An 11977-nucleotide genomic window follows, 5' to 3' on the forward strand; every position below is an offset into this window, starting at 1 on the left:
TCATCCTCGAACAAGCACCCCCCACCCCCGACACCAACAACGACCGCGAGAACGACGGCGAGGCCGACCTGCCGTGGCTGCTGTCCGCCAGGACCGAGGACGCGCTGCGGGACCAGGCCCGCCGCCTGCTGACCCATCTGGAGCGGCGGCCCGGCGACGCGGCCCGCGACCTTGCCTGGTCGCTGACCCGGCGGGCGGCCATGGACCACCGGGCGGTCGTGGTGGCCCGCCGCCGGGACGAGGTGCGGCGCGCCCTGGAGGCGCTGGCGGCGGGGAGGACGGCGCCGGGGCTCGTCCGGGGGGTGCGCGGTTCCTCCCGGACGGCCTTCCTGTTCACCGGCCAGGGCAGCCAACGCGCGGGGATGGGCCGGGAGTTGTACGAGGCGTTCCCGGTGTTCGCCGACGCCCTGGACACCGTCTGCAAGCACGTCGACGTCCATCTGGACCACCCGCTCAAGGACGTCATGTTCGCCGAGGAGCGGCCGGACGGCCTGCTGGACCGTACGGCGTACGCGCAGCCGGCCCTGTTCGCGTTCGAGGTCGCGCTGTTCCGGCTGCTGGAGCACTGGGGGCTGCGCCCGGACGTCGTCGCCGGTCACTCGGTCGGCGAACTGGCCGCGGCCCACGCCGTGGACGTCCTGTCCCTGCCGGACGCCGCTCTGCTGGTGGCGGCGCGCGGCCGGCTGATGCAGGCCATGCCGTCGGGCGGCGCGATGGTGGCCGTGCAGGCCGGCGAGGAGGAGGTGCTGCCGGTGCTCGACGGGGCCGGCGGCGCGGTCGCCGTCGCCGCGGTCAACGGACCGGCCTCGGTGGTCCTCAGCGGGGACGAGGACGCCGTGACCCGGGCGGCCGGGCTCTTCGCCGCGCGGGGACGCAAGACCCGGCGGCTCCAGGTCAGCCACGCGTTCCACTCCCCGCACATGGACGGCATGCTGGAGGAGTTCCGGCGCGTGGCGCGGGGCCTGGAGTTCCGGGCGCCGCGCGTCCCGCTGGTGTCCACGCTGACCGGGGCGCCGGCGACCTCGCAGGAGCTGCGTTCGGCCGACTACTGGGTGCGGCACGCGCGCGAGGCCGTCCGGTTCCTGGACGCCGTCCGCGCCCTGCACGGCCAGGGCGCCGGTACGTTCCTGGAGCTGGGCCCGGACGGGGTGCTGACCGCCATGGCCCGCGGCTGTCTGCCGGACGCGGACGCGGAGGACACCGTGCTGGCGGCGTGTGCGCGCGCCGGCCGGCCGGAGGCGCGGTCGCTGGTCACGGCGGTGTCCCGGGCGTACGCGGCCGGCGTCGCGGTGGACTGGGACGCGTACTTCGACGGCACCGACCCGCGGCCGGTCGACCTGCCGACGTACCCCTTCCAGCGCCGTCGCTTCTGGCTGGACGCGGAGGACGGCGTGCGCGCCGCGGAGCCGGGCCGCCCGGCGGGGGCGCGGCGGACCGGGCACCCGGTGCTCGGTACCGGTGTCGAGCTGCCCGCGGAGGACGGGATCCTCTTCACCGGCCGGCTGTCCGCGTCGGACCATCCCTGGCTCGCCGACCACTCGGTGCTGGGCACCACGATCCTGCCCGGAGCGGCGCTGGTGGACATGGCGCTGGCGGCCGGCCGGGAGGCGGGGCGGGGCGCCGTCGAGGAGTTCACCCTGGAGGCGCCGCTGGTGGTCCCTGCGGACGACGACGTCGAGGTGCAGCTCTTCGTGGGTGCTCCCGACACCGCCGGGCGCCGTCCGGTGACCGTCCACGCGCGGCCGGACGGCTCCGGCGCCGACGAGCCGTGGACGCGTCATGCCACCGGGCTGCTCGGCGCACCGGCCGCACCGGAGCGCCCGGCCGGCCCGGCGTGGCCGCCGGAGGGCGCGACCCCGGTCGACGTGTCCGGGCTCTACGACGCCCTGGCGTCCGCCGGGCTGGGCTACGGCCCGGTGTTCCGGGGCCTGCGCTCGGCCTGGCGGCGCGGCAGCGAGGTCTTCGCGGAGGTGTCCCTGCCCGCGGGGGACCCGGGCGGGCCGGCCGCCGGGTTCGGTGTGCACCCGGCGCTGCTGGACGCGGCCCTGCACGGCATCGGCGCCGGCGGTCTCCTCCCGGCCGGGTCCGGGGCCCACGTCCCGTTCGCCTGGAGCGGCGTGACCCTGCACCGGGGCGGGGCGTCCGTGCTGCGGGTCAGGCTGGCGCCGGCGGGTCCCTCCGCCGTGGCGGTGAGCGCCACCGACGCCGAGGGGCGGCCGGTCCTCTCGGTCCGCTCGCTCACCCTGCGCCCCGTCTCGCGTGCCCGACTGGGCACTCCGGGCGCCCGGTTGCGGGACACCCTCTACCGGGTCGACTGGCAGGAGACCAGGTCACCCGGTGCGGGGCCGGCGGCGCGCTGCGCGGTCGTCGGCGCGTACGGCACCGCTCTGTCCGACGGCCTGGAGTCCGCCGGGGCCCGGCTCACCGCCTTCGCCGGCCTCGCCGAGCTGGGAGACGCCCTCGACGCGGGTACGCCGCCGCCGGACGTGGTGCTGCTCGCCTGCGCCCCGCCCGCCGACGTGCCGACGCCCCTGGAGGCCGGGCGCGGGCTCCTCCACGACGTCCTGGCGGCGACGCGGACCTGGGTGAGCGACCCCCGGTTCGCCGCGCTCCGGCTGGCGTTCGTCACCGAGCGGGCCGTGTCCGCCGGCCCGGCGGACGGTGCGCCCTCGCTGGCCCAGGCCCCGGTGTGGGGGCTCGTCCGGTCCGCGCAGACGGAGCACCCGGACCGCTTCCTGCTGATCGACACGGACGGGACCCCGGCGTCCGCCCGTGCGCTGGCGTCCGCCCTCGGGTCGTACGAGCCGCAGCTCGCCCTGCGCCGGGGCCGGTCGTGCGCGCCCCGGCTGAGCCGTGTCACGGCGTCGGACGACCGGCGGCCCGGCCTCGACCCGGACGGCACCGTGCTGGTGACCGGGGGCACCGGGGGCCTGGGCGGGCGGGTCGCCCGGCGCCTGGTCGCCCGGCACGGCGTACGCCACCTCGTCCTCGCGAGCCGCCGCGGCCCGCGCGCCGAGGGCGCCGTGCGGCTGGCCGCCGAACTGACGGAGCTGGGCGCGGAGGTCAGGCTCGCCGCGTGCGACGTCGCCGACCGGGACGCGCTCGCGGACCTGCTCGCGGACCTGCCGCCGGAGCACCCCCTGTGCGCGGTGGTCCACGCGGCGGGTGTGATCGACGACGGCGTCCTCACCTCGCTCACCCCGGAGCGCCTGGACGCGGTGCTGCGGGCCAAGGCCGCGTCCGCGTTCCATCTGCACGAGCTGACCCGGGACCTGCCGCTGACCGGTTTCGTCCTGTTCTCCTCGGCCGCGGGCGTCCTGGGCGCCGCCGGGCAGGCCAACTACGCGGCGGCCAACGCCTTCCTGGACGCGCTGGCACACCACCGGGCCGCCCACGGGCTGCCCGCGACCTCGCTGGCCTGGGGTCCCTGGGCGGAGGACGCCGGGATGACCGCCTCCCTCGACGGCACCGCCCGCTCCCGGCTGTCCCGCGCCGGCGTGGTCCCGCTCACCCCCGAGGAGGGCCTGACCCTGCTGGACTCGGCATGGGCGGACGGGGAACCGGCCCTCGTGCCGGTGCGGCTCGACACGGCGGTGCTGCGCGGCGCGGTGGAGCGCGGTGGCGTACCGGCCGTTCTGCGCTCCCTCGTCCCCCCGCCCGCCGCACCGGCCCACCCGGGCACGGAGACGGACACGGACACGGGCACAGGTACGGGCGCGGGCACGGAGACGCCCGCCGGCGGACGGCGGCTGTCCCTGGCCGGCCTCGACACGGCCGAACGCACGGCCGCCCTGCGGGAGTTGATCCGCACCCATGCCGCCGAGGTGCTCGGGTACGGCCCGTCGGAGCGGTTCGACGACACGAAGCCGTTCCTGGAGTCGGGGTTCGACTCGCTGACGGCCGTGGAGCTGCGCGCCGCCCTCGGCCGGGCGACGGGGCTGCACCTGCCCGCGACGGTGGTCTTCGACAGCTCCACCCCGGCGGCGCTGGCCGAACGGATCGGGCAGCTGGTGGACGCCGGCGAACCCGCGCGGGGCGCCGCCCCCTCCGGCCCGTCGGACACCGTCGACGCCCTGTACCGGACGGCCTGTGCGCAGGGCAGGATCGACGAGGGCAACGCGTTCCTGATGGCCGCCTCCCGGCTGCGCCCGGCCTTCTCCGCCGGTCAGGACGGCGCCGCGGGCGCTCCGGTGCGGCTGTCGGACGGCCCCGAGCAGCCGGCGCTGATCTGCTTCCCCAGCATCGGCGCCTCGTCCAGCCCCCTGCAGTACGCGCGCATCGCCGCGGCCCTGGACGGCCGGCGCGCGGTGCGGGCGGTGCCGGTGCCGGGCTTCGTGGACGGCGAGTCGCTGCCCGCCGATCTCGACGCCCTGGTGGCGGCCCAGGCGCGGGCGGTGCTCGACTGCGCCCAGGGCGGCGGCTACGCCCTGGCCGGGTACTCCTCGGGGGGCTGGCTCGCCAACGCCGTCGCCGCGCACCTGGAGCGGCAGGGCCACGGGCCGGCCGCGGTGGTGCTTCTGGACACCTACTTCCTCGACAGCCGGCTGCCGCTGGTCCAGCCCGCGCTGACCCGGGGCATGTTCGAGCGCGAGGAGGTGTTCGGCCGCATCGACCACGTGCGCTGGACGGCGATGGGCGCCTATCTGCGGCTGTTCGCCGACCACGTCCCGGCCGCCACCCGGGCCCCCACCGTCCTGGTGCAGGCCACGGATCCCCTGCCGGCCGCCGAGGGCGAGGAGCCGCCGCCCGACCTCACCGACCGCGAACTGCCGTTCCCCATGGCCGTCGAGAAGGTCCCCGGCGACCACTTCACGATCGTCGAGGACGACGCCCCCGCGGTCGCGCGGTCGGTCCACGACTGGCTCACCCGGCAGGCGCGCGGCACCGGATCCTGACCCGCCGGCCACGCCCTGCGACACCCCCCTCCCCCTGAATCCGAGAGGAACGCCATGAGCGACGCGCCCACGACCACCCCCCAGGCCCACGGGGCCCCCGGGGAGCTGCCCGCCTACCCGATGCGCCGGGGCTGCCCCTACCACCCGCCCACCGAGTACACCGACCTGGACGAGCAGGGCCCCCTGTCGCGGGTACGGCTGTACGACGGCCGGACCGCCTGGCTGGTGACGCGGCACCACGAGGCCCGTGAGATGTTCGCCGACGCGGCCCTGTTCTCCTCCGACCACGACAACCCGGCCTTCCCGATCCTCGCCGAACGCGAGAAGAACTTCCCCGAGTTCACCCAGGAGCTGTTCGGCCTGGACGGGGAACGCCACCGCTCGCGCCGGCGCATGCTGCTGCCGCGCTTCACCGCCAAGCAGGTGGAGCGGATGCGGCCGATGATCCAGGAGGTGGCCGACGACCTGGTCACCGAACTGCTGGGGCACGAGCCCCCGGTCGACCTGATCGCGGTCCTCGGCCGGCCCCTGCCCTCGCGGGTCATCTGCCGGCTGCTCGGCATCTCCTACGAGGAGCACGAGCTCTTCGAGCGGCACGCCCAGGGCATCATGCAGGCCCCCGACCTGGAGCAGGCGGTACTCGCGGGGCGGGAACTGCTCGACTACCTCGTCCAGGTGGTCGAGGCGAAGCAGGACCACCTCGCCGACGACATGCTCAGCACGCTCATCACCGAGCGGCTGCACACCGGCGAACTGACCGGCATCGAGGTGTCGAAGCTGATGGTCGCCCTGCTCATCGGCGGCCAGGAGACGACCACGAGCATGATCGGCCTCGGCACCCTCACCCTGCTGGAGCACCCCGACCAGCTGGCGCTGCTGCGTGCGGACCCGACGCTGCTGCCGGGCGCGGTGGAGGAGCTGATGCGCTTCTTGTCCATCGCCGACCTCACCACGCTGCGCGTCGCCACCGACGACGTCACCGTCGCCGGGCAGACGATCAGGAAGGGGGACGGGGTCATCCTGTCGACCGCCGCGGCGAACAGGGACGGCACCGTCTTCGAGGACCCGGACACCTTCGACATCCGCCGGTCCACCCAGGGCCATCTGGCCTTCGGTCACGGACCGCACCGGTGCCTGGGCGAGAACCTGGCCCGGGCCGAGCTGGAGATCGTCTTCGGCACGCTCTTCCGGCGCATCCCCACGCTCGAACTGGCCGTCCCCCTGGAGGAGGTGTCGATGAAGGTCGGCATGACGCTGGAGGGCCTGCACACGCTCCCCGTGACCTGGTGAGCAGCGGTGAACACCCCCACCCCCGGACAAGGAGCCCGCATGGACGACCGTTCCGCCGTCGTGGAGACCTGCGACCGCATGGGCTGGCACACGGACCTGCACGAATGGGCCGAGGTCACCGCCCTGTTCACCGACAAGGTGCTCGTGGACCACACCAGCCTGCTGGGCGGTTCCCCGTCCACGATGCCCGCACAGGAGCTGGTGGACTCCTGGGCCGCGGTGATCGGCGGCTACGACAGCTCGCAGCACCTGATGACCAACCACCTGGTGACCGTGGACGGTGACACGGCGCGGTGCACCGCCTCCTTCCAGGCCACCCATCGGCTGGACAACCCGCTGGGTTCGCCGCTGTGGCGGATCGGCGGACGGTACCGGTTCCACCTGGTGCGCTCCGCCGGCGGCTGGAAGATCGACGAGATCGCTATGACGGTGCTCTGGGCGGAGGGCAACCAGGGCATCGCCGAGCTCGCCGCGCAACGGCAGGCGGCCTCGCGCCGGCCGGCCGGCTGACCGCGGACGCCGGCCTCCCGTTCCACCGCGCCCGCCACCCACCCACGCGCCCAGCAGCGCTTCACCGAAGGAAACCCACCATGTCCGACAGCACCATCACCTCGACCGGCCTGCGGGGAAAGCGGGCCGTGGTCACCGGCGGCACCCGCGGCATCGGCCTGGCCATCGTCCGGCGGCTGGCCGCCCAGGGGGCCACCGTGGTGACCTCGGCGCGCAAGGAGAGCGACGACCTGCCCGGCTCCGTACGGCTGGTGACCGCGGACCTGAGCACCCGGGAAGGGGTCGCGCACCTGGCCGACACGGCGCTCGGCATACTCGGCGGCGTGGACATCGTCGTCAACAACGCGGGCGGCGCGAGCGGCGGGGGGATGCCCCACCTGGACGGTTACGCGTCCCTGTCCGACGAGGCGTGGACGGAGGCGTTCATGACGAACTGCCTCGCCGCCGTACGCCTGGACCGGGCGCTGCTGCCGTCGATGATCGAGCAGCGCAGCGGTGTCGTCGTCGAGATCGCCTCGACCGTCGCCCGCCGGCCCGCCGGGGCGCTGCTGCACTACGGCGCGGCGAAGGCCGCACTGGTCAACTACGCCAAGGGCCTCGCCACCGAGGTGGCGCCCTACGACGTACGCGTGAACACCGTGCTGCCCGGTCTGGTCCGCACGCCCGCCATGGACCTGGTCGCCCGGCACATCACGGGGGCGACGGGCGAGGACGGCGACGCCGCGGTGCACATGATGGTCCAGGCGGAGGGTGCTCCGCTGCCCGGCACGACCGAGCCGGAGGACGTCGCCGACCTGGTGTCCTTCCTGGTGTCCGACCGTGCCGCCCGCATCACGGGCACCACGCACGTGATCGACGGCGGTGCCCTCCCGCAGGTGTGAGCGTGCCGTGTCCCGCGTGGCCGGCGGTCACGCGGGACACGGCCGGGGCCTCAGGACCTGAGCCGGGGCTGCGCCGCTATCAGGGGCCCCACCTTGTTCACCGCGTCGATGCGCGAGGTCGCGTCGAGTTTCCGGAAGATGTTCCTCATGTGCCGTTTGACGGTGCCCTCGGTGATGGACAGGTGCCGTCCGACCTGGCGGTTGCTCATCGCCTTGGCCACGCACCGGAGGACCTCCAGTTCACGCGTGGTCAGGTCGGCGTGCCCGCCCCGGGGGCCGGCGACGTCGACGACCCCCACCGCGGAGGGCGCGGAGAGGCCGAGGCCGTCCCCGCGCACCGGCCGCGCCCCGGCGGCGTGCGCGTGCCGCACGGTCGCCACCTCCTCGTACTCGACCGGCGGTTCGGCGCCGGGCAGGGGCGGGCGGGGGGCGAGGGGCTCGCTCTCGGCGCTCTGCTGCGTCCTCGCCTCGTGGATCAGCGCCTGCCGCATGGACCACGGCACGGACTCGGCGACCACCCTGCGGAGCAGGGCGCCGGGGAAGACGAGCTTGCCCTCGCTGTCCATCAGCAGCCCCGCTTCGAGCGCCTCGTCCAGCAACGGCATGAGCGTGGCCGTGGACTTGCCGAGGAACGCCGCCAGGGAGGACAGCTGGGCGGGCCGCAGCGCGGTGTTCAGCACCGCGGCGACACGGAGCATGTGCCGGCTGCCCTCCGACAGGGAGGACAGATAGCCCCGGACGACGACCTGGATCCGCTCCGGCAGCGCCGGCGACCGCAGCCAGGCCACGCCGTCGAGGACCTCGATCCCGCCCTCCTCCATCAGACCGCCGACCAGCTCGGTCACCAGGAGCGGATTGCCGCCCGCCGACTCCACGAGGCAGGCCAGTTCGGGTGAGGGACGCGCCCCGGCGAGCTCGGCGCACAGCAGCAGCGCGTCCCGCTTCGACAGCTCCCCCAACTGCGTCCTGGCCACGCGCACACGGCCGCCCGGGCTGATCCGGCGCAGGCAGTCGCTCACCCGTCCGGGACGCACGGCGAAGGCCAGCAGGCACCCACGCCCGGTCATGCGCGCGAGGGCGTCGCAGAGGGCGGTGACCACCGCCGGACCGGCGTCCTCGACGCCGTCCACGACGATCAGCTTCGGTGCGGCGGGGGAGAATCGGGGTGACTCCGGCAGTACGGCGGATACGGAGAGGTCTGCCGGGAACTCGACGGTGAAGCCACGGCTGCGGGCGAGCCGCGCCAGCTCCGAGAGCATGGTCGTCTTTCCGACGCCCGCCCGGCCCTCGATCACCAGGAGACTGTTGGTGCCTCCCGCTGCCACCGAGTCGAGCACAGACGCCATCGACTGTCGATCGGTTTCCCTGCCGAACATCCGAATCCCCCGTTCCATAACTTCCACCGGACCAACCTCCGTCCTTGTCGTTACTTCCGGCTGCCCGTGACGAGGGGCCGATCGGCGCCGGAGCGCCCGGAACCGCTCGCGGCACGCGTGTGTATCGGTTGCGATGGTGTACAGGCCGGCCGGCGCTCACCCGGCCGGCGCGGCGCGGCCGCACCCGGGGCACAAGGCCGTTCGGCCTCGCCGGCGCCCGCGCGGAACCGAAGCCCGACTGAAGATCCCGTAGACGTCCACAGCGTGAACGCTGAGGTCCGCTTCCCCCCTCGCCGTCCTAGAACAGCTGTTCTCTCGGTCGCTGCGTATGCTTGCCGCGCAAAGATGTACGGGGCAAGTGCTCGATGGCATTTGGTCAACTCGCCGCGCGGGACGCGACCTTGGACACCCGGCGCCCACCGCCCTCCACCACGCGGAACCGCGGCCGGACCAGCGGCGGAGTGACCTCGGCCTCACTCGCAACCGCAAAAGAAAAAATATTGCTATGTTTATTGGGCCGCCAGCGCCGTCGGCCGACTGAACAGGTTCCGAGGAGGTCAGCCATGAGCACACACGCCGCAGCCGTCCTCACCGCCCCGCCCCGACCAGGGCGTTCAGGCCACCCCGACCTCACCGCCTACAGCGAGCGGGTCTTCGGTCACCTCCCCCGCAGCGACCAGCGCCGGTGGGCCGCCGTCTACCTGCGCGGCCTGCTGTCCACACCGGGACGCAAGTCGGGGCGCCACATGGCCCGGATCCTGGGCCTGCCCTCCGCCGCCTCCCAGTCCCTGCAGCAGTTCATCACCTCGAGCCCCTGGGACTGGGAGGCGCCCCGCAGGGAGCTCTCCCGCATCGCCGCCGACCTGATGCCCAACGCCGTCTGGACGACGGGGGCGGTGCTGCTGCGCAGGGGCGGCACCCAGTCCGTGGGCCTGCAGCAGCGCCTGGTGCCCGAGAGCGGCCGGCACATCAACTGCCAGGTGGGGATCGGCCTCTTCCTCACGGACGGCCGCAGGAGCGTCCCGGTGCACTGGCAGCTCGTGCTGAACGACACCTGGTGCGACGATCCGGAGCGGCGCCGGCGCGCCAGGATCCCGCACGACGTGACCCCGCGCCCCGCGTGGGCGCTCACCCTGAACATGCTCGCCCGGTCCGCCGCGGACGGGGTGGCCGTGTCCGCTCCGCTCGTCCACAGCCTCGACCACAGCCGCGACCCCTCCCGCCTGGCAGCCCAGCTCCACCAGTCCGGCAGGGACTTCGTGATCGAGGTGCCGGCGCACCAGCCGTTCACCGCGATCCTGCCGGGAAGAGAGGCCGCCGACCCGGCGGCGATGCGGACGACCACCGCGGCCGGCCTGCTGGAGGGCCTCGTCCGCACGACACCGTCCCTGCACGGCGAGGGCATCCGCCTGGGCTCGGCCACCGTGCGCTTCCACTCCCCGCGGGCCGCCTCGCCGGCGGCCCGGCGGACGCTGCGGCTCGTGGCGGAGATACCCGCCGCCCGGCGGCAGCCGTCGCGTTTCTGGGTGACCTCGCTGCGCGAGGCGTCTCCCCAGGCCGTCCACGCGCTCGCGCTCCGCTCGGAGCTGACCGGCCGCACCGTGCAGCGCCTGCAGAACGACCTGGGGCTGCTGGACTTCGAAGGACGCTCCTACCCCGGCTGGCACCACCACATGACGCTGGCCTCCGCCGCCTACCTGTACCGCTGTCTGGGCTGAGGAGCACGGAACCGACATCGAGAACGGAGCACCATGCAGCTCGACCTCGCTTCCAAGAGGGCCGTCGTCACCGGGGCCAGCCGGGGCATCGGGTTGGCGACCGTCCGGATGCTCACCGGCGAGGGCGTCCGGGTCGTGGGCGCCGCCCGCACGATCACGCCCGAACTGGCGGAGACCGGGGCCGTCACCGTCTCCGCCGACCTGAGCACCGCCGAGGGCGTCACCACGCTCGTCGACCGCGCCCTGGCGGAGCTGGGCGGCATCGATCTCCTGGTGAACAACGTCGGGGCCGGCGACGACCTGCGCCCGGCCGGTTTCCTCGACACGGACGACACCGAGTGGCAACGCGCCCTCGACATCAACCTGCTCAGCGCGGTCCGCGCCAGCCGGGCCGCCCTGCCCAGCCTGATCGAGAACCGCGGCGCGATGGTCAACATCGGGTCCATCGCGTCCCGGCTGCCCGCCGCGAGCCCCGTGGCCTACAGCGCCGCCAAGGCCGCGCTCACCGCGCTGGGCAAGGCCCTGGCCGAGGAGTTCGGGCCGCACGGCGTGCGCGTCAACACCGTGTCCCCCGGGGTCGCCCGCACCTCCGTGTGGGAGGCCCCGGAGGGCTTCGGCGGCAGGGTGGCCGCCGAAGCCGGCACCGAACTCGGCGAGTACCTCGAGCAGATGCCGAAGGACCTCGGCATCACCACCGGCCGCCTCCTGGAGCCCGAGGAGGTCGCCACCCTGGTCACCTTCCTCCTCTCCGACACCGCCGCCGGCAACATCACCGGCGCCGACTACGTCATCGACGGCGGCACGCTGAAGACCGCGTGAGCGCGGGCCGGCCGTCGCCTCAGACCGTGATCTCGCAGATCGCGGCACCCGCGGTGACGGCCGCGCCCACCTCGGCGCTCAGGCCCTTGACGATGCCCGCCTTGTGGGCGTTGAGGGGCTGTTCCATCTTCATGGCCTCCAGGACGACGACCAGGTCGCCCTCCCGGACCTCCTGACCGTCCTCGACAGCCACCTTGACGATCGTGCCCTGCATCGGGGAGGCGAGGGTGTCGCCGGAGGCGACGGGGCCGGACTTCTTCGCCGCGCGGCGCTTCGGCCTGGCGCCGGCCGCGAGGCCCGTGCGGGCCAGGGACATGCCCAGAGAGGCCGGGAGGGAGACCTCCAGACGCCTGCCGGCGACCTCCACGACGACGGTCTCGCGGCCCGGCTCGCCCTCGTCGCCGGCATCCGCCTCCGCACCGTACGGCGGGATGTCGTTGACGAACTCGGTCTCGATCCAGCGGGTGTGGACCGTGAACGGGTCGGCG

8 protein-coding genes are annotated in these 11977 nt (G+C 74.5%); 6 read left to right on the plus strand and 2 right to left on the minus strand.

The window, feature by feature from the left end; translation table 11 throughout:
- The 4 genes from IEZ20_RS39195 to IEZ20_RS39210 form a co-directional block, all read left to right on the plus strand.
- A partial coding sequence (locus IEZ20_RS39195) for an SDR family NAD(P)-dependent oxidoreductase (RefSeq protein WP_189307890.1) occupies positions 1-4895 on the plus strand: 4895 nt, incomplete at its 5' end.
- 54 nt (positions 4896-4949) lie between these two features.
- On the plus strand, positions 4950-6185 hold the full coding sequence (locus tag IEZ20_RS39200; RefSeq protein ID WP_189307892.1) for a cytochrome P450: 1236 nt from the start codon (positions 4950-4952) through the stop codon (positions 6183-6185).
- Between the two features lie 39 nt (positions 6186-6224).
- Positions 6225-6695 carry a nuclear transport factor 2 family protein gene (locus IEZ20_RS39205; RefSeq protein ID WP_189307894.1) on the plus strand — a complete coding sequence of 157 codons (471 nt, stop codon included), beginning with the start codon at positions 6225-6227 and terminating at the stop codon, positions 6693-6695.
- Between the two features lie 80 nt (positions 6696-6775).
- Positions 6776-7576: an oxidoreductase gene (locus tag IEZ20_RS39210; RefSeq protein WP_189307896.1), complete on the plus strand. Its 801-nt coding sequence runs from the start codon at positions 6776-6778 to the stop codon at positions 7574-7576.
- 50 nt (positions 7577-7626) lie between these two features.
- On the opposite strand, the gene IEZ20_RS40865 is transcribed toward IEZ20_RS39210, so the two are convergent.
- Positions 7627-8970, minus strand: coding sequence for a LuxR family transcriptional regulator (locus tag IEZ20_RS40865; protein WP_373304055.1), 1344 nt, complete (start codon positions 8968-8970; stop codon positions 7627-7629).
- Positions 8971-9515: 545 nt separating this feature from the next.
- Here IEZ20_RS40865 and IEZ20_RS39220 point away from each other — a divergent pair.
- Together IEZ20_RS39220 and IEZ20_RS39225 are read left to right on the plus strand one after the other, a co-directional pair.
- Positions 9516-10670, plus strand: coding sequence for an IS701 family transposase (locus tag IEZ20_RS39220; protein ID WP_189307900.1), 1155 nt, complete (start codon positions 9516-9518; stop codon positions 10668-10670).
- Between the two features lie 33 nt (positions 10671-10703).
- Positions 10704-11489 carry an oxidoreductase gene (locus tag IEZ20_RS39225; RefSeq protein ID WP_189307902.1) on the plus strand — a complete coding sequence of 262 codons (786 nt, stop codon included), beginning with the start codon at positions 10704-10706 and terminating at the stop codon, positions 11487-11489.
- Positions 11490-11508: 19 nt separating this feature from the next.
- Here the strand turns inward: IEZ20_RS39225 and IEZ20_RS39230 are convergent.
- The coding region (locus IEZ20_RS39230) for an acyl-CoA carboxylase biotin carboxyl carrier protein subunit (protein ID WP_189307904.1) at positions 11509-11977 on the minus strand (469 nt) is incomplete at its 5' end.

The organism is Streptomyces cinerochromogenes (genome assembly GCF_014648635.1).
Classification (GTDB): domain Bacteria; phylum Actinomycetota; class Actinomycetes; order Streptomycetales; family Streptomycetaceae; genus Streptomyces; species Streptomyces cinerochromogenes.

What these genes read in the sequence shown, in the direction of transcription:
- IEZ20_RS39205 (WP_189307894.1), top strand. Translation starts at nt 6,225, where the DNA reads ATGGACGACCGTTCCGCCGTCGTGGAGACCTGCGACCGCATGGGCTGG.
- IEZ20_RS39220 (WP_189307900.1), top strand. Translation starts at nt 9,516, where the DNA reads ATGAGCACACACGCCGCAGCCGTCCTCACCGCCCCGCCCCGACCAGGG.
- IEZ20_RS39210 (WP_189307896.1), top strand. Translation starts at nt 6,776, where the DNA reads ATGTCCGACAGCACCATCACCTCGACCGGCCTGCGGGGAAAGCGGGCC.
- IEZ20_RS40865 (WP_373304055.1), bottom strand. Translation starts at nt 8,970, where the DNA reads ATGGAACGGGGGATTCGGATGTTCGGCAGGGAAACCGATCGACAGTCG.
- IEZ20_RS39200 (WP_189307892.1), top strand. Translation starts at nt 4,950, where the DNA reads ATGAGCGACGCGCCCACGACCACCCCCCAGGCCCACGGGGCCCCCGGG.
- IEZ20_RS39225 (WP_189307902.1), top strand. Translation starts at nt 10,704, where the DNA reads ATGCAGCTCGACCTCGCTTCCAAGAGGGCCGTCGTCACCGGGGCCAGC.